19 protein-coding genes and 1 tRNA gene are annotated in these 16,865 nt (G+C 36.9%); 11 read left to right on the top strand and 9 right to left on the bottom strand.

The genetic code is table 11. The features are described 5' to 3' along the window. Positions 1-72 precede the first annotated feature (72 nt). The 6 genes from aroA to NsoK4_RS05585 all read right to left on the bottom strand — a co-directional run bounded on the left by aroA (position 73) and on the right by NsoK4_RS05585 (position 5,600). Entirely contained in the window at positions 73-1,341 is a 1,269-nt protein-coding gene (aroA, locus tag NsoK4_RS05610) for a 3-phosphoshikimate 1-carboxyvinyltransferase (RefSeq protein WP_211685985.1), read from the bottom strand. Beyond that, positions 1,331-2,185 carry a shikimate kinase gene (locus NsoK4_RS05605; protein WP_211685983.1) on the bottom strand — a complete coding sequence of 285 codons (855 nt, stop codon included), beginning with the start codon at positions 2,183-2,185 and terminating at the stop codon, positions 1,331-1,333. Before NsoK4_RS05605 ends, aroA begins: the two co-directional genes overlap by 11 nt. Position 2,186: 1 nt before the next feature. Then, positions 2,187-3,023, bottom strand: a complete 837-nt coding sequence (aroE, locus tag NsoK4_RS05600) for a shikimate dehydrogenase (RefSeq protein WP_249110997.1) — start codon at positions 3,021-3,023, stop codon at positions 2,187-2,189. Positions 3,024-3,093: 70 nt separating this feature from the next. After that, complete coding sequence (gene aroD, locus NsoK4_RS05595; protein WP_211685981.1) at positions 3,094-3,765, bottom strand: type I 3-dehydroquinate dehydratase; 672 nt, start codon at positions 3,763-3,765, stop codon at positions 3,094-3,096. Between the two features lies 1 nt (position 3,766). After that, positions 3,767-4,825 carry a 3-dehydroquinate synthase II gene (locus NsoK4_RS05590; protein WP_211685978.1) on the bottom strand — a complete coding sequence of 353 codons (1,059 nt, stop codon included), beginning with the start codon at positions 4,823-4,825 and terminating at the stop codon, positions 3,767-3,769. Further along, a complete protein-coding gene (locus NsoK4_RS05585) occupies positions 4,818-5,600 on the bottom strand; it encodes a 2-amino-3,7-dideoxy-D-threo-hept-6-ulosonate synthase (RefSeq protein ID WP_211685976.1) in 783 nt (260 codons plus the stop codon). Before NsoK4_RS05585 ends, NsoK4_RS05590 begins: the two co-directional genes overlap by 8 nt. 160 nt (positions 5,601-5,760) lie before the next feature. Between NsoK4_RS05585 and mqnC the strand changes: the two genes are divergently transcribed. Next, entirely contained in the window at positions 5,761-6,879 is a 1,119-nt protein-coding gene (mqnC, locus tag NsoK4_RS05580) for a cyclic dehypoxanthinyl futalosine synthase (protein ID WP_211685973.1), read from the top strand. Here the strand turns inward: mqnC and NsoK4_RS05575 are convergent. Then, complete coding sequence (locus tag NsoK4_RS05575) at positions 6,871-8,316, bottom strand: menaquinone biosynthesis decarboxylase (RefSeq protein ID WP_211685971.1); 1,446 nt, start codon at positions 8,314-8,316, stop codon at positions 6,871-6,873. The two genes, mqnC and NsoK4_RS05575, sit on opposite strands and share 9 nt — an antisense overlap. Before the next feature lie 112 nt (positions 8,317-8,428). Here NsoK4_RS05575 and NsoK4_RS05570 point away from each other — a divergent pair, with 112 nt between their 5' ends. Continuing rightward, entirely contained in the window at positions 8,429-8,659 is a 231-nt protein-coding gene (locus tag NsoK4_RS05570; RefSeq protein WP_211685969.1) for a hypothetical protein, read from the top strand. A gap of 3 nt (positions 8,660-8,662) precedes the next feature. On the opposite strand, the gene NsoK4_RS05565 is transcribed toward NsoK4_RS05570, so the two are convergent. Then, complete coding sequence (locus NsoK4_RS05565) at positions 8,663-9,037, bottom strand: hypothetical protein (protein ID WP_211685967.1); 375 nt, start codon at positions 9,035-9,037, stop codon at positions 8,663-8,665. Between the two features lie 99 nt (positions 9,038-9,136). On the opposite strand from NsoK4_RS05565, the gene NsoK4_RS05560 reads away from it, so the two are divergent. The 3 genes from NsoK4_RS05560 to NsoK4_RS05550 all read left to right on the top strand — a co-directional run bounded on the left by NsoK4_RS05560 (position 9,137) and on the right by NsoK4_RS05550 (position 11,154). Continuing rightward, positions 9,137-9,817 carry a trans-sialidase gene (locus NsoK4_RS05560; protein WP_211685965.1) on the top strand — a complete coding sequence of 227 codons (681 nt, stop codon included), beginning with the start codon at positions 9,137-9,139 and terminating at the stop codon, positions 9,815-9,817. Between the two features lie 67 nt (positions 9,818-9,884). Next, positions 9,885-10,076, top strand: coding sequence for a hypothetical protein (locus NsoK4_RS05555; protein ID WP_249110996.1), 192 nt, complete (start codon positions 9,885-9,887; stop codon positions 10,074-10,076). Between the two features lie 139 nt (positions 10,077-10,215). Continuing rightward, on the top strand, positions 10,216-11,154 hold the full coding sequence (locus NsoK4_RS05550) for a trans-sialidase (RefSeq protein WP_211685961.1): 939 nt from the start codon (positions 10,216-10,218) through the stop codon (positions 11,152-11,154). A gap of 25 nt (positions 11,155-11,179) precedes the next feature. Here NsoK4_RS05550 and bcp read toward each other — a convergent pair whose 3' ends face one another. After that, positions 11,180-11,638 (bottom strand): thioredoxin-dependent thiol peroxidase, encoded by a 459-nt coding sequence (gene bcp / locus NsoK4_RS05545; protein ID WP_211685959.1) that lies wholly within the window; start codon positions 11,636-11,638, stop codon positions 11,180-11,182. A 97-nt stretch (positions 11,639-11,735) separates the two neighbouring features. Between bcp and NsoK4_RS05540 the strand changes: the two genes are divergently transcribed. From NsoK4_RS05540 to NsoK4_RS05515, 6 genes are all read left to right on the top strand, one after another. Next, positions 11,736-12,440, top strand: a complete 705-nt coding sequence (locus NsoK4_RS05540; protein WP_211685956.1) for an MIP/aquaporin family protein — start codon at positions 11,736-11,738, stop codon at positions 12,438-12,440. Between the two features lie 37 nt (positions 12,441-12,477). Continuing rightward, positions 12,478-12,906 carry a hypothetical protein gene (locus NsoK4_RS05535; RefSeq protein ID WP_211685954.1) on the top strand — a complete coding sequence of 143 codons (429 nt, stop codon included), beginning with the start codon at positions 12,478-12,480 and terminating at the stop codon, positions 12,904-12,906. 1 nt (position 12,907) lies between these two features. Beyond that, positions 12,908-13,735: a hypothetical protein gene (locus tag NsoK4_RS05530; RefSeq protein ID WP_211685952.1), complete on the top strand. Its 828-nt coding sequence runs from the start codon at positions 12,908-12,910 to the stop codon at positions 13,733-13,735. 38 nt (positions 13,736-13,773) lie between these two features. Further along, a tRNA-Arg gene (locus NsoK4_RS05525) sits at positions 13,774-13,848 on the top strand. A 49-nt stretch (positions 13,849-13,897) separates the two neighbouring features. Further along, the gene (locus NsoK4_RS05520; protein ID WP_211685950.1) at positions 13,898-14,233 is read left to right on the top strand and encodes a hypothetical protein; all 336 of its coding nucleotides are present in this window, start codon (positions 13,898-13,900) and stop codon (positions 14,231-14,233) included. A gap of 89 nt (positions 14,234-14,322) precedes the next feature. Then, positions 14,323-16,770, top strand: a complete 2,448-nt coding sequence (locus tag NsoK4_RS05515; protein ID WP_211685948.1) for a PKD domain-containing protein — start codon at positions 14,323-14,325, stop codon at positions 16,768-16,770. The last annotated feature ends 95 nt before the right edge of the window (positions 16,771-16,865 follow it).

Genomic DNA, 16,865 nt, shown 5'->3' with positions numbered 1-16,865 from the left:
CGGGTGAAGAGAATGCTTTTCACTCTATACAGGGTCGCGCCTCTTGCCTCTTTAGTTGATTTTTTTTAAATTTTATAATCTTTGAATCTTTGCGCCACAGTTGTTCATCTCTTCGATAAAATTTGGATATGATACTGATACTGATTCTGGATCTGTTACCGTGCAATCTCCTACATACATTCCTGCTATGCAAAACACCATAAACAATCTGTGGTCATTTTCTGAATCTAATTCTGCAGGTTGTAAATTATTTGATGATTCTAAAATCAACCCATCTTCATTTTCTTGAACTTTGATTCCTATCTTAACAAGTTCTCGGGAAAGAATTGCAATTCTATCTGTCTCTTTTAACCTGGCATGTTTTACATTGACAACTTCTATTGGCTTTTCTGTTTTTAATGCTAAGATTGCAAGTGGTGGAAGAAGATCTGGGGAGTTGCTCAAATCAAACCTACCTCCGTTTAGTTTTTCTGGAGCTTTAATTTTGATTTCCTTTTCATTAATTATTACATTCACTCCTAATTGTTCTAAAATATCTATGAATACTTCATCTCCTTGTGGTAGATTCCCTATGTTTCCTTTAATTGAAAAATCATTTCCGTTTAGAACTGCTGCAGAAAGCAATATCGCAAGGCTTGAAAAATCTATTGGAACATCAAATGATGATGGATTGTACACTTGTGGTGATACGTTGTATCTTTTGTATGGAATTAATGTTTGAACTGAGACACCAAATTTTCTCATTGTTGCAATTGTTGCATCAAGATATGGTTTTGAAACAAGATTTCCTTCAATTGCCAAGTTAATTCCTTTTTCAGTTAGTGGAGCACAAATTAACAAAGCTGATATGAATTGACTAGAAAAACTTCCTGGAATTGTAACGTCTCCTCCTGATACTTTTCCAGTAATTTTGATTGGGGGTTTTCCATCTGTTGAGATACATTTTGCACCAATACTTTCAAGTGCATCTAGTAATGGTTGCATTGGTCTTTTTTGTAGACTCTCGTCTCCTGTGAGTGTGATTTCTTTTGAAAATAGACTTGCAATTCCTGATGCAATTCTTATTGTTGTTCCAGAGTTTTCAGCATTTATTTCAGGCACGTCTGTGTCTGTTTTGATGGGATTTTTGACATTGATTGATGTATTTTCTTGCTCTATTTCTGCACCAAATTTCTTACATGCTTCAATGGTTGCCTTTGTGTCTTCAGAAAATAACACGTTGTTTACTTTGCTGTTTCCTCCAGCAAGTGATGCTAGAAATATTGCTCTATGTGTATAACTCTTGTTTGGTGGACATGTGATTTGTCCTGATACGTTTGATTTTTCTATTTTACACTTCATGAACTTCTGCCTTTTTGTTGTTTACTTTGGAAACAATTGTTGTTCCTTCTAATCCTGAAAATACTTTTTTTACATTAGCTTCATCTTCTTTCTTTGTTATTGCAGCAATTGATGGACCATTTCCAGATACTGAAGCTGCAAGCGCTCCTTTTTCTATTAGGTTTGTAATTATTGTTGGATCTGAATTTAATAAAACTGATGTTGCCAATCCGTTAATTGTCATAGCATCCCAGTACTTTGATTTCCGTGCAAGTTCCCACGCGTTGTCAAATACTGAAGACAATACTTTCAAATTTTTCAAATTACCGCGCTTTCTACTTTTTGGAAGAAATATCACTGCACTTAGATTTGGTGGTATTTTTTCATAATGTGTTCTTTGTTTCTTTTCATTGTTTGTTACATTGAATCCTCCAAAATAACATGAACATGCATCATCATATGCTCCTGTCATGCTTACTTTGGTCTCGATTGATGCGTCTACTCCTGCTAGTAGTATCTGCTGATCAGATGCTTTTGGTTTGAAAATTTTTGCACATGCTAATGCAACTGCTGATGAAATTGCACTGGAACTTTTCAATCCATATCCTAATGGGATTTCTGAATTAAGAGTAATGGCAATATTGTTTTTTTCTAAATCTTTTTTTGGAACAATTTTTTCTACCGTTTTATTGACTAGTCGTGAACTGAGACTCTTGTTTTTTGATTGAATGCTTATTCCTTTTCCTGTCTTTGTTTCTACAATTGCTTCTACTTGTAACTCGATTCCTAGCGTAGCTCCTTTTTGATTTGCTATTGCATTTACGACTGAAATTGCCCCGTGAACTACTGCTACTGCCTTGGCCATGTTATACCCCTCCTAACAATGCTCGTTTCATGGCATTATAAGGTGCTTCCATTCCGTGCCATATCTCAAATGCTCTTACTGCTTGACCTAATAGCATCTCATAACCAAAAATTATCTTGGCTCCTTTTTCTTTTGCTTTTTTTAAGAAATCTGTATTCATTGGCATGTATATGATATCGTAGACTATGGTGTTGCTGCTGATGCCTTCAAGTGAAATTGGGCTTGGTTCGTTTTTTAATCCTACAGATGTTGCATTTACTATGATGTCGTAATCTTTGGCAGTGCCTCCTACCTCGTCTATTTTGACATATTTTGATTTTAATCCTACCTGCTCAGAAAACATTGCTAGTTTCTTTGCATTTTCAAGGGTTCTGTTTGCTATTGTGATTGATGCTGCATGTTCTTTTGCAAACCCTGCAACAATTGCTCTTGCTGCTCCCCCAGCACCAAGCAATAAAATTTTACGACCTTTGATCTGAATTTCTTTTTTCTTTATGGGATCTAAAAATCCATCCATGTCTGTATTGTATCCCTTGAGAGTTCCGTTGTCATTTGTAACTGTGTTGACGGCACCGATAATACTGCACGATTCATCTGTTTTGTCTAAAAATTTCATCATTTCGACTTTGTGTGGTATTGTTACATTGAATCCTGCTATCTTTATTTTCTTGAGTGCCTCGATTCCTTCTTCTAACTCTCCTTTGGGAATTCTATATGCAATGTATGAATGCTCCAAATTTAATTCCCTAAACGCTGCACTGTGTATATTTGGAGACAATGAATGATCAATTGGATCTCCAATCACTGCATATGTTGCCATGTGGTTTTTCTCAATCATTGATTGATTTAAACTCTCAACTATTGTTCTGCACATCCAAGTCAAATCTTGTGTGCTAGGAACTTTCCTCTTATTTTTTGAGATTTGTTATTTTTTTAACTTCGTCTAAACTGAATTGACCTGGAGCCACAGGCTTTCCAAGAGAGACATATGTGTATGGGCTGCCTAAATACAGGCACAAAATTCTTGAAATTCTTCCTGCATCCCCCATGGAAAATGCAATGAGTGTTGTTTTTCCTTTCTTGTTGTATAGTTCCAGAACTCTAGTAGAATCATCTACTGTTTTTGCAGTTGTTACTATTTTTACAATTGATGAATGCCTTGACATTTTTTTCAATTGGTTTTTTAAATTTGCAGAATTTGGAGTCTTTTTAAAATCGTGCCAAGAAACTAATAATTTTGTTTTTGATGATCTAAGATATTTTTCTAAGTCTTTGTGTTTTTTGATAGTGTTGTACTCTACATCAAGTAAAAATGGATTGTATTCTGAAATTAATTTTAAAATTGAGATTCTTTCTTTTTCGCTTCCTTCAAATGCGCCCCCTTCTGTTTTTGGTCGTAGTGTGCATACTGCTCTTGTAAGTTCTGCTTTGACCATGTTCAATGCTTTTGGAATCTGTTCTGCTTTGAGAAAATCAAATCTTATTTCTGCATAATCTGATTTCTTTAAAGCTATTTTGAGAGTTTTTTTTAATTTTGTGGGTGTGTTTTCAGCAATTGATACACATGTTTTGTGTTTCATTTTATTTTTCTAAAATATATTCATCAGACACTTCCATTCCAAAATGTCTTCCTGTAGCAGCTTTTGCATGAACCATTACTGTGTCTCCTTTCTTTAGATGTGTAACTGAAACTAATTGGCCATTTGGTTTTACGAATCTAATTGTTTCTGCGTCTTGTGCAATAATGCCTCCTACCTCGTCTCCTACTTTTGCTTTAATCATTAACATTGGGCGTCTTTCGATTTTTGATCTTCCAACCGTTGCCCTTCTTGCCTTTCCTTTTGAATTTAGGATTAACACTTCAGATCCTGTTTCTACTTCTGAAAGATAATTTGTTGTACCATCTGGTGATAATGTGTAGCAGTGAACTGCCCCTGCATTCACTCTAAATGGTCTTGGCGATGTAAATGAAGACCCTACTGATTCATTATGAACTAGAAACAAAAAGTTTGATCTGCTGCCAATCAACATCCCCTCTCCTTTGTGTAGCATCGAAGCTGTATCTACACATACACGTTCTCCATCTCCGACTTCTTTAATCTCTGTGATTTTTGCTGGCTTCAAGTCAAAACTTCTGGTACCCAAATAGACCATTGCTTCTCTTACTTCGTTTATTGATGATGTGCTAAAGATAACCCCATCAACTCCTACTTCGAGAATTGAGAACATTTTTCTTACTTCCTCAGGCGTTCTTGCTATTGCAAAAATTTTGGTATGGATTTTGTGCAGTTTTGCAATGATGTTCTCCAATGGAATAATTTTCCAGTCTTTGACCTCTACTATTACGAAATCAAGTCCTTTTTTTGCAATAGTTAGAATATTTTCAATATCATTATTTGATAATACTTGGAATTTTCTTCCTACTTTCTTTCCTTTGGGTTTTGGTCCTTCTTTTTCAAGAACCACATATTTTGCAGATGTTGATGGATAAACAATGTCAAGTTTTGTTTTTTTCTTTCCAAGTTTTTTTGGGTCTAGATACACCATTTTGACTCCTTCTGATTCTAATTGTGGGATGAACTTGGCTAATTGTGCTGATGACACCTTTGGTGAAACGATTAACTCTCTGTTTTTACTCAATTCTTTTCATTGCTTCCTTTGCAGATTCCTTTCTGAAAATAATTGCTGCTAGAGCTTCTGTCATCTTTTCTGGCGATTTATGTGCAAAGATATTCCTGCCATATGTGACGCCTTTTGCCCCTGCAGCCATTATGTCTTCAGTCATTTGTAAAATATCCAAATCTGTTTTAGCTTTTGGCCCTCCTGCAACGACAATTGGAACTGGTGTGCTTTTTACAATTTTAGCAAATGAATCTACATCTCCTGTGTACATTGTTTTTACAATATCTGCCCCACATTCTGCACCGATTCTTGCAACATGACCTACAATTTCTGGATCGTGTGGGTTCTTGATGTTCTCTCCTCTTGGATACATCATTGCAAGAAGTGGCATGTTCCATCTGTGGCATTGATCTGCAGTCAATCCTAATTGCTCTAGCATTTCTGGTTCTTCTTTTCCACCAATGTTAATGTGCAAAGAAACTCCGTCTGCCCCAAGTGCTACTGCCTCTTTAACAGTACCTGTAAGCATTTTACGATTTGGTGATAATGATAATGATGTGCTGCTTGAAAAATGAACTAAGATTCCAACGTTTGTTGGTTTTGGAAGTGATTTGATGATTCCTTTGTTAATTATGACGCTTGTTAGGCCGTGTCCTTCACATTTGTAAATTATAGATGCAGGATCTTCAAGGCCTTCAATAGGTCCATTTGAAATTCCGTGATCCATTGGAATGCAAAGCATCTTTCCTTTTCTGAGAATTCTGTTTAATCTAATTTGTAACCCAGATACCATGAGACAATCTCCTTTTGGTGCCCTACTTAAAAATAACGTGAATGATGTTGCTTGAAAATATCATCTTTTGAGCACGAATCACTCCTTTAGTTTGAAATTATTTTCTAACTTTTTCTACCAAGGATTAAATACAATTCAAAGAGGAATGATGACAAGTTAATTGAGTCAAACCACTAAACAACTTCACAAAAGCGATATTGGAGATATTCTTGAAAATTCTCTAAATGGACAACGACCAAGCCCTGATGATTGTCTTCGATTGTTAAGATCAGATGATGTCCATTTGATGGGGCTGGCATCTGGTCATCTTACAAGAAAACAATTTGGGAAGAAAGCCTCTTTTGTAAATAACATTATTTTGAATTATACTAATGTGTGTATTACAGACTGTAAGTTCTGTGCGTTTTATCGTTCGCCTGGCTCTGATGAGGCATATACGCTGACTTTAGATCAAATTGAATCTAGGGTGAAAACTGCATGGGATATGTTTAAGATTAGACAAGTGTTGATTCAAGGCGGTCATAATCCTAATCTGAAAATTGAATATTATGAAGATGCATTCAAACTGATTCGTGAAAAATTCCCTGACATTGGTGTTCATGGATTATCTACATCTGAAGTCGATATGATTGCTAGAGTTGAAAAGACATCCACCAAAGAAGTGCTTTCTAGACTAAAAGAAGCTGGACTTCAATCTATCCCAGGAGCTGGAGCTGAAATACTTGTTGATTCTGTTAAAGACGTAATCAGTCCAAAGAAAATCTCAAGTGCTGATTGGTTGCGAATTATGGAAGAAGCTCACAGTGTTGGATTGCCTGCATCAGCTACGATGATGTATGGACATGTTGAAAACAATAATGATATTGTAGAACACTTTTTCAAAATTGTAAAACTCCAAGAAAAAACCAAAGGCTTTATGGCGTTTATTCCGTGGAATTTTGAACCCAACAACACTTTGATGCAAGAAGAAGATCTAGTTACATATGGAACTGGAGGTGTTCAGCTACTCAAAATGATTGCAATCTCTAGACTGGTTTTTGATGGTCTTATCCCTCATATCCAGTCTTCTTGGCTAACAAACGGTATTGGTATGGCACAACTTGCTTTGCAGTATGGCGCAGATGACTTTGGCGGTACTTTGATTGGAGAAGAAGTGGTATCTTGTACTGGTGCACGCTCTACTGAATTGACAGACAAAATCATTGTTGATGCAATTCATCAGATTGGCTATAAGGCCGAAGAAAGAGATAATTTCTATAATCCTATCAAACTAATCTAAACCGTAGTCTTTCCACTTTGCATCTACAAGGTCTTTTGTCTTTTCGTCAACCTTTACTTGCTGTTGAATTTCTCTTTGATATCCCTCTTCTTTAGTTTTTTGTGTTGCATCTATTCCCATCTTAGAACCTAGATTAACAAGTGGTGATGCTGGATCTAAAGTATCTGTTGGTGTGTTGTTTATGATTGTGGTATCTCTTGCAGCATCTGCTCTTGTAGTGATTGCCCAAATTACATCATTGATGTCATGAACATTGATGTCATCATCTACTACGACAAACATCTTAGTTAATGCAAGCTGTCCCATTCCCCAAAGTCCCATCATGACCTTTTTTGCCTGTCCTGGATATCTTTTCTTTATTGAAATTATTGCAAACCCTTGGAACCAGCCTGCTGCAGGCATGCTAAAGTCTACCACCTCTGGATGAAACATTCTGATCAATGGCAAAAATGACTGTTCAATCACCTTTCCAATGTATGCATCTTCTAGAATGGGTTTTCCTACTACGGTCGTAACATATGTTGGATTTTTTCTTCTCATAATTCCTGTCAATGTAAATGTTGGATATGGTTCAACAGGTGTGTAATACCCCGTGTGATCACCAAATGGACCTTCTTCTCTTATGTCGTTTGGATCTACATACCCTTCTAAAACAATCTCTGCATTTGCTGGAACGTCTAAATCAATTGTTTTGCATTTTACGGTTTTGATTCCTTTCTTTCTTGTAATTCCTGCAAATAGATACTTGTCTAGACCTTCTGGAACAGGTGCAATTGACGAAAACACTGTTGCAGGCTCTCCTCCAATAATTATGGCAGTTGGGATTTTTTCTCCTTTGTCTTTTGAAATTTCACTATGATGTGCACCTCTCTTGTGTTTTTGCCAATGCATTAATGCATGCGTGCTATCTAAAACCTGCATTCTAAAAACACCGAGATTTCTAACACCTGTTTCAGGATGTTTAGTTGCGACAAGTCCAAGTGTGATGAACTTTCCAGCATCGTTTGGCCATGATTTTAAGATTGGCAGGTCATCAAATGATGCATTGTTTGATGTAATCTCAGTAACCGGCCCGTTATTTTCTGGTTTTGGAAAAGACTCTGTCATCTTTGATAATTCTGGTAGTTTCTTTATTTTGTTTAGAAAACCTGATGGTATGTCCATCTTTGTCATATCTACAATTCTCTGACCAATTTCGGTAAAGTCTGTCATTTGTAATCCTATTTCTAATCTCTTCATTGATCCAAATGCATTTCCTAAAACTGGCATGTCATAATTTTTTACATTTTCAAAAAGAATTGCAGGACCATTTGAATACATTGACCGTCTCAAAATCTCGGCAATCTCTAAATCTGAATCAACTTCTGTCTTTACTCTTTTGAGCTCCCCGTTTTTTTCTAACTCGCTGATGAATTCTGGAATGTCTTCTATTGCCACATCCTCTCACAATTTAGATCAAGTATAAGCTTAACTAGATTGTTAAATTCTTAATTTTTTGAAAATAATCTTAACACATTCATTTTAAATCACTGCTTTTGTAAAATTACTCATGGCAGATGATAAATGCGCAGTATGCAACGGAACCGGAACTATTGATCTATTGGATTCTGAATGCCCTTTTTGTAACGGAACCGGAGAGCCCAACAAACCTGCAAAGTCTTATCTTGATTCTCATATCTGTCAATGTGTCTTCTTGGATAGAAAGCGATGCCCGTTATGTGGAAAACGTTGCCATCATGACACACCGAACAAACCAAAAATTTTACTGACTCCTGATTGACTTTTACATTGGTGGAAGCTCTGTTTTCTTTTCATGTCCACCTGAACCAAATTTACAGTAAAAACATAGTTCTGATTCCATGTACTTTAACTGCTCCACTTGAATTGCTCCAAGCTTTAATGCGATCTTTGTTAGTATCTTGTATTTCATAGGCATTGAAGGAATTACCTCGTCCATGTATACTCTGTAATGATCGGGACAAAACTTGAGAGTTACCTTTGAAGCTTCTTTTCCTTTTTCGTTTACTTGTTTTGTAAAATTGATCTGTTCTCTGATGTACTCATGTTTTGGACATGGGCAATCTTTTCCCCCTGGATGCTTGTAGGCAGGAGTATTTTTCCAATCAAATCCTGGGTATTCTTTTTCAAAGTCATCCATTGCCATGAGTTGTTCTTTTATGCTTATAAAACTTGATCAAGGTTTGTCGATGGGAATCAACCCAAATGTAAATAAACCCCGGTTATTCAACCCAGTTAAATGGTAGCTGCTAAAAAGCAAACAAAGAAAGATCTTGAAGACAAGATTGCAGAATTAGAAGCTAAGTTAAACAAATTATCTACACAACTTGAAACTCCAGCACCAAAACCAGCTGAGACAAAGCCTGCTGAGACAAAACCAGCACCAAAACCAGCTGAGACAAAGCCTGCTGAGACAAAACCAGCACCAAAACCAGCTGAAAGACCAGCTGCAACAACAAAACCAAAAGGCACCCTGCCAAAAGGATTTGATAAACCAGCAGAGTCTAAGCCAGCAGATGCACCAAAGCCAGCTGAGACAACATCACAACCACCAGCAACAATTCAAGATGCACTTGAAAATGCATACATGAATGCTCCAATGACTGACTTGCACAAATACAGGGCAACAGTTACTGGATATACACCAGCACCAAACAGATACTTTGTAAGAAGAACTGCTCCTGTAGGTAAAGTTCCAACATCAAATTGGAATGAACAAAAAGCAAAGGTAACTGGATATACACAACCATCAAACCAATACTTTGCAACTAGAGCAAGACTTGCATACCATCCTCCAACCAAAACATTTGGTAGTTTTAGTGGAACAGCTTTAACTGTTGAAGGCGTAGCTGCACAAGCTCAAACTCAACAAGCACCTCCTCCAAAACCAAAAAGAGGAACACTGCCAAAAGGATTCTAATTCAATAACTTCTTTATTTTCTATTTTTCATCGTAACACTATTCTTTGATTATGTATGTGGTATATTGTGCCTCCAAAAATTAAATGTCCTAACTGTGGGCAAAATGAATGGCTTGAAAATCCTGAACTGAGTTATCTTCCACGTGTCACTAAATTGGAAAATGGAAAATATGTATCTGATATTGATAATGGTATTCATGTACGCTTGTGGAGATGTAATAATTGCTTGTTTGTAATGCAGTTCTGGGAACCTGATTGATTCCCATATCTGGGATTACATGTCTTAATAATTTATGATGAATTTTTTTACATGATTGATCTTGTATTTTGTAATATTTACAAACTAGATGACTGCTTGATCAAAATGTAAATAAACAATACACTTCTTACTGTAAGGAATGGCAACTAAAAAGGCAAAGACTGCAACAAAGAAAGATCTTGAAGACAAGATTGCACAGCTCGAAGAAAAACTATCCAAATTATCATCACAATTAGAAAAGCCTGCTGAGACAAAACCAGCACCAAAACCAGCTGAGACAAAGCCTGCTGAGACAAAACCAGCACCAAAACCAGCTGAAAGACCAGCTGCAACAACAAAACCAAAAGGCACCCTGCCAAAAGGATTTGATAAACCAGCAGAGTCTAAGCCAGCAGATGCACCAAAGCCAGCTGAGACAACATCACAACCACCAGCAACAATTCAAGATGCACTTGAAAATGCATACATGAATGCTCCAATGACTGACTTGCACAAATACAGGGCAACAGTTACTGGATATACACCAGCACCAAACAGATACTTTGTAAGAAGAACTGCTCCTGTAGGTAAAGTTCCAACATCAAATTGGAATGAACAAAAAGCAAAGGTAACTGGATATACACAACCATCAAACCAATACTTTGCAACTAGAGCAAGACTTGCATACCATCCTCCAACCAAAACATTTGGTAGTTTTAGTGGAACAGCTTTAACTGTTGAAGGCGTAGCTGCACAAGCTCAAACTCAACAAGCACCTCCTCCAAAACCAAAAAGAGGAACACTGCCAAAAGGAACAGAAAAACCACAAGCTCAAACTCAACAAGCGCCTCCTCCAAGTAATGATGAAAACAAATCACGACAAGAGCAACTTGAGGAATATGAAAAAGATTACTTGGAACGACTGGAGAGAGAACAACGAGAAGCACAAGAAACTGCACAACAAGCCGAGTCTGAAATCATTGAACAAGAAGTTGCAGAAAGAGCAAAGGCAAGAGGTTCATTACCAAAAGGATTTGAACCAAAACCGGAACCTGAAAAACCAAAAACATCTAGAGGAACATTACCAAAAGGTTTCTAATCTTTCAACAACTTTTTCTTTTACTTTATTTTGAAAATTCTTTTAGTACTTCTTCTGAATGTCCTTTTGGTTTTACTTTTGGAAATACTTTGAAAACTTTTCCTTTCTCATCCACCAAAAATGTACTTCTGTTTACTCCCATGTATTCACGACCCATGAATTTTTTTAAACCCCATACACCAAACGCTTTTGAAACAACCTTGTCTACGTCTGCAAGTAATGGGTATTTTATTCCCATTTTCTCACAGAATTTTTTATGAGACTCTACATCATCAGGACTTATTCCAATAATTTCAATTCCTAATTTTTGAAATTTCTTATAATCTCTTGAAAATTCATCAGCTTCTGTGGTGCATCCTGGTGTGAAATCTTTTGGATAAAAATAGATTACATGCTTTTTGCCTTTAAGATCAGTTGATTTTATTTTATCCCCGTTTGCATCATTTATCTCAAATTTTGGAACACTGTCTCCCTCTGAAATCATAATGGTTTGTTGAGTTTTCCATAATTAATTACTTTATGACTGTGATCAGGAATCTGGTCCGAATGTTTTATATGGAAATTGGATTGGCTTTTGCTTGATGGTTAATCCAAGAGCATACCTTGCAGAAGCAATCGCAACATATGGCTTGGTGTTTTTCGGACCTCTTTCAGTAATTCTTGCAATTGCATCATTTGGAGAGGAATTAACCACAATGTCTGTTCTATTCATTTCACTAGGACACGGAGGAGCTATTGCATTAATGATTTACGCATTTGGTCATGTATCTGGTGCTCACATTAATCCTGCAGTAACAATTCCTATGATGATTACACGAAAGATTGGGATTGCAGATGGAATTGGTTACATTATTTCACAATTAATTGGAGCAGTAGCAGCTGCTGCCACTCTAAAAGCAATATTGCCTGAAATTGGTGCCAAAGTAAACTTTGCAACCCAAGGCGGACCAAGTGATCTTATCAATAACAGTATTGGATCAGGATTTGCAGTAGAAGCAATCCTGACATTTTTCTTGGTTACTGTAATCTTTATGAGCGCAGTTCACAAAAAAGCCTCTCCTGGATGGCACGGATTCACAATTGGAGGTATGGTATTTTTAATACACTTGATTGGCGTTCCATTAACTGGCGCATCTGTCAACCCTGCAAGAACATTTGGTCCTGCATTGATTTCTGGATTCTGGGAATTCCACTGGTTGTATTGGGCAGCACCAATCTTGGGTGGAATAATTGCCGGCTTGATTATGAATTATGTTTATGTCAACAAGGCAGAAAAAGAAGCATAACCCAACGTTTTTAAAAATTTGAAATCCTTTTTACACTATGAGTTCTTTTGATGACATCTCAAGAATGTTTCAGACTGAATCTGAGAAACTTGCTGGTTTAATCAACAATGCAACAAAATCCAAATTGTCTGTTCATGAGATTGTAGAAACATACTATCAAATCATGAATATATCGTCGATGACTACAATGTTAAAACAACAACTTGATGGCACTAAACACGAATCATTGCTTAAAAAAATTGCAGAAACTGAAAAAACAATTTCTGATGAATTCAACTCTAAAATCCACCCTCAAATAATGGAAAATCTCTCAAAATCCATTCAAGAAACTACCGACAATCTTCAGGCTGGAAACTCTGCTCAAAAATCAAAAGAGGAAATTGAAAATGAAGCAAAACTTTACGATGAATTAAGACAACAAATGAGCACCAGAGAATTTGTAGAGCAATACGACAAAGGCATTTGAAATGATTAATGCCCTTGCACAAAATATTGTTAGTCTGAAAAAAGAATTTTCAAAAACATATTCTGGCTCTGCAAACATTCAGGAAGTAATTCCATTACTGAACTCTGAAACCTTTCAAATTGAACAAAATGATTTGGATTGGCTTCATACCTTTGCAAAAAACAATCCGATTTACTATAATTCATATGAACAAAAAATTTCTGATGTAAACTGTATTGTTTATGAGGGTGACATTAACAAATATTGGTTAAACAGCATTCAACACGGTTCAAGCAGAGCTCCTTTCTCTCCAACATGGATTCTCTCCGCATATGTTATGTCCTTACATGCAAAAGAACTTGGATTTGATGAACTCATAGATGTTGGCTCCGGTGATGGACGGATTGCATTTTGCGCCAAAGTTTTGGGAATGGATTCTTTTAGCTTTGAAATTGATAACATGCTAGTAGATCTTCAAAAATCCATTTCAGATTATACTGGAATTGAATTTGATGCAAACTGCACTGATGCCACAACCTTTGACTATTCTCATTTGAATTTAAAAAAACCTCTTTTCTTTATTGGTGGGTTGGCTCAGATGGGGGGAATCTCTTTGGCCACTGGCGTATTGGATAATTTAAAATCAAAATCTGAATCAACTAACACAGGAATGGTTTTTGCAGGAACCTTTTCTCAAAAATATCCCCCAGATCCAATGTCCAAAGCCGGTTGGGGAACTTTGATTCACAAGTATGGATTGCAAGTAATTGATACTGTGATCTTGCCATCTGCCTGGACTTTTAGAGAACTTGATGACACTCCTTACGTTTTTACAAGATTTGATGCATAATAGTAATCCAAATTAAACCAACATTGACCAAATTTTTTGGGCTCGTTGCATAGCATGGATAGTGCGAACGCTTGCGGAGCGTTAGGTCGCCGGTTCGAATCCGGTCGGGCCCGTACCTTTAGTGGTTCTTAAATTGGTTTCCAGCCTAATAGATGTGAAAAAATGTCAGAATATGAGACCAACCCACTGGAAAACTTCTTGTTTGGAATCAAGAGCCCTATCACTAAGGACAGATATCAGAGAAGACTCGCTGACTTTTTTGCGTTTATGAAGATTCATGGAGACCTGACAGAGCAGTCAAAGCATTTTATGATGATATCAAACGAGAAAGGAAAACAATGGATTTTTGCAACTGTTATGAAGTTTCTTACATTTCATAAGGAGAGGGCAGAAACGGTTCGAGACATCTGTTTACAGTACAAAATCGAATTTAATGATAGATTTGGTTGCGTAACCATTTGGTTTCATGTCTTGAACCAAAATCAATTATTCTTTTGAGGGTTGTATTCTTTGATCGCATACACAAGATCATCTTTAAATTATTTCATAAGTTCATCATTTTGGTTATGAGAGGTATATTTCTACTATTGTTATTTGGTATTGTGGTTTTCGGGCTAATTGGATTTTCTCAAGACGTATTTGCAGTCAGTGGAGATATATCTGATCAGGCTTCATGTGAGGCCCTTGGATTAACATGGGTTAATCCTGATACCTGTAGAGTTGATGGTATACTCGATGTGAACTCTGGTGATACCTTGATTGTTAATTCTGGCATCACCCTTTCTGTTTATGGTGTTGTATTTAATGAAGGTACCATAATAAATGAAGGAACAATCATTCTACATCACGGCGGACGTTTGACCTCTTATGGTGTTGTAGAAAATAATTCAGGCTCTGTTTTAATAAATGAATCTGGTGGTTATCTGGAACTTAATTCTTATTATCCTTCTAGTTTTAGTGATTTCAATATCAATTCTGGAAGTAGGATAGATAATTTCGATGCGATAAATGTTATACAATTCTCTACCCGATTAAACATCAATGGCCCTGATGCGGTATTGAACAATTTTGATTCCATGGATCTTACGTCTACTAGAGTAGAAATTTTTGGAGGCACTATCAACAATCACGGTAACATTCGTACAGATCATGCTGCAATCATACTTGATTCAGGAGCTGTATTAAACAACTTTAATTTACTGGGTGTATGGGTTACGGGATTTGAAAATAATGGTCAAATAAATAATCACTGCGGCGGAAAAATAGACAGTGTACAACCATACATCTCTATTTCAGGAAATCCTGTAAACGAAGTTTTGTGCATACCAAATCTAATCTCCCCTGAAAATGGAGCAACTGTGTCCGACACAAAACCAGATTTGATGTGGGAAAATGATTTAGAGTTACGACCTGTAAGATATTTACCATCTCTGGAATCTTCGTCTAATCCAGGATTCCCAATTGAGCTTGTGTCTCTAGATTTGGTATCTTCAGAACCACTTGATGTTTTAGAAAATGGAAATTACAACTGGGAATTATCTGTTGGGTTAGACTTAACATACTCTCCAATTTACCCTTACATTGTAATACCTGCAACAAGTCCGACATTTTCATTTGATGTCAATGTAATCCTTGATACCGATGGAGATGGAATACCTGATGATGTCGATAATTGTATTCTAATCCCAAATCCTTCACAAACTGATGCTGATTCAGATGGAGTTGGGGATGCATGTGATTCATCACCAAGCGTTGTACTGTCTTTGACTTTTGAAACAGAACCACCTACAGTTGGTACTGCCATAACATTTTCCTGTCAAAGCACAACTGGCAATGAGCCTTTCACATATTTTTGGGATTTTGATGATGGAACTACCAGCAACGAACCAATATCTGTTCACACATACGCTGAACCTAGAATCTTTAATCCGACATGTACTGTAACGGATGCAGACGGTGATACTGACGAAGGCACTACTTCTGTTGATCTTAGACTATTCCAACCAGACCTTGGCTTTGGTGGCGGTGCTGTGGAAATTGAACCATCTGGAAATAATGTAATTTTCACGTGGTCTCCAACAAATGAAGGAGATGAGGATGCTGTAGATGTATTTGCAAGAATCTTCCGATTGGGTGAACGTATAGGACCTGATAATGACGAAAATGGATTCCCTGATGACCGACATTTTCCTGTAGTTCCTGCTGGATGTGTACCTCCTATTCCTCCTCCTGTTCCTCCCAGCACCAATGAATGTCCAGTAGATGTTGTTGTTCTTCCATCACTGCCTCCTGGAGAACACACTTTGGAGATTTTGCTTGATCCACCAACAATTCCTGGAGACACGCCTGTCAATCCAATTGATGAGTCTGATGAGACAAACAATTTAGGTACATTTGTTTTTATAATTCCTGACGAAACTCCAGTTGCAGATGTAACATCTGATGTTACACGAGGCCTAACTCCACTAGATGTTTCCTTTACATGTGATAGCACAACTGGCAATGCTCCATTTACATACTCTTGGGACTTTGGTGATGGAGGAATCTCTGAATCCAAAAACCCCTCACACACATATGAAACCGGAGGAACATTTACTGCAACATGCACTGTAACAGACTATGATGGTGATACAAGTTCTGACTCTGTAGAAATTATTGCTGAAAACCCGATAACACCAATCACTGTTGACCTTTCTCCTGATTCTATAATGTGTAAATCAAAGGGTGTAATTCCTACTACAATCTTTTCTTTACCTGATTTTGATGCAACTCAAATCGACCCTCCATCTCTTCATCTAGAATCATCACCAATCACTGAATCTCATAATAAACTCCATCTGGAAGATGTTGACCGAGATGGATTAACAGATGTAATTTTACACATTGATACCCAAGACATCTGTCTGTTCCTTCCAGATGGTACTCCAACTAGAGCAACTGTAACAATTACTTTAACAGGCTCAACTTTGGATGGAAAGGAGTTTGAGGGATCTGATGATGTTATCCTTAAAGGTTCAAAAATTAAAGAAAACTAAAGTTGTCTTAGGAACAACGCCCTCTTTAAACGTGGGTCTTGAATTGATTAGGATCTTTTGAGACCTTGATTATCCTTATTGGCAGTTAGACTATG

The sequence above is a fragment of the Nitrosopumilus sp. K4 genome (assembly GCF_018128925.1).
GTDB lineage: Archaea > Thermoproteota > Nitrososphaeria > Nitrososphaerales > Nitrosopumilaceae > HKST03.
Note: the sequence above shows the minus strand (reverse complement) of the source record. Positions and strands in the feature narration are given on the sequence as shown.

Coding starts and splice junctions, on each gene's coding strand:
- NsoK4_RS05550 (WP_211685961.1), top strand. CDS start 10,216: ATGGCAACTAAAAAGGCAAAGACTGCAACAAAGAAAGATCTTGAAGAC.
- bcp (WP_211685959.1), bottom strand. CDS start 11,638: ATGATTTCAGAGGGAGACAGTGTTCCAAAATTTGAGATAAATGATGCA.
- NsoK4_RS05530 (WP_211685952.1), top strand. CDS start 12,908: ATGATTAATGCCCTTGCACAAAATATTGTTAGTCTGAAAAAAGAATTT.
- NsoK4_RS05520 (WP_211685950.1), top strand. CDS start 13,898: ATGTCAGAATATGAGACCAACCCACTGGAAAACTTCTTGTTTGGAATC.
- NsoK4_RS05560 (WP_211685965.1), top strand. CDS start 9,137: ATGGTAGCTGCTAAAAAGCAAACAAAGAAAGATCTTGAAGACAAGATT.
- NsoK4_RS05605 (WP_211685983.1), bottom strand. CDS start 2,185: ATGGCCAAGGCAGTAGCAGTAGTTCACGGGGCAATTTCAGTCGTAAAT.
- NsoK4_RS05570 (WP_211685969.1), top strand. CDS start 8,429: ATGGCAGATGATAAATGCGCAGTATGCAACGGAACCGGAACTATTGAT.
- aroE (WP_249110997.1), bottom strand. CDS start 3,023: ATGATTGAGAAAAACCACATGGCAACATATGCAGTGATTGGAGATCCA.
- NsoK4_RS05565 (WP_211685967.1), bottom strand. CDS start 9,037: ATGGATGACTTTGAAAAAGAATACCCAGGATTTGATTGGAAAAATACT.
- NsoK4_RS05540 (WP_211685956.1), top strand. CDS start 11,736: ATGGTTAATCCAAGAGCATACCTTGCAGAAGCAATCGCAACATATGGC.
- NsoK4_RS05585 (WP_211685976.1), bottom strand. CDS start 5,600: ATGGTATCTGGGTTACAAATTAGATTAAACAGAATTCTCAGAAAAGGA.
- aroA (WP_211685985.1), bottom strand. CDS start 1,341: ATGAAGTGTAAAATAGAAAAATCAAACGTATCAGGACAAATCACATGT.
- NsoK4_RS05535 (WP_211685954.1), top strand. CDS start 12,478: ATGAGTTCTTTTGATGACATCTCAAGAATGTTTCAGACTGAATCTGAG.
- aroD (WP_211685981.1), bottom strand. CDS start 3,765: ATGAAACACAAAACATGTGTATCAATTGCTGAAAACACACCCACAAAA.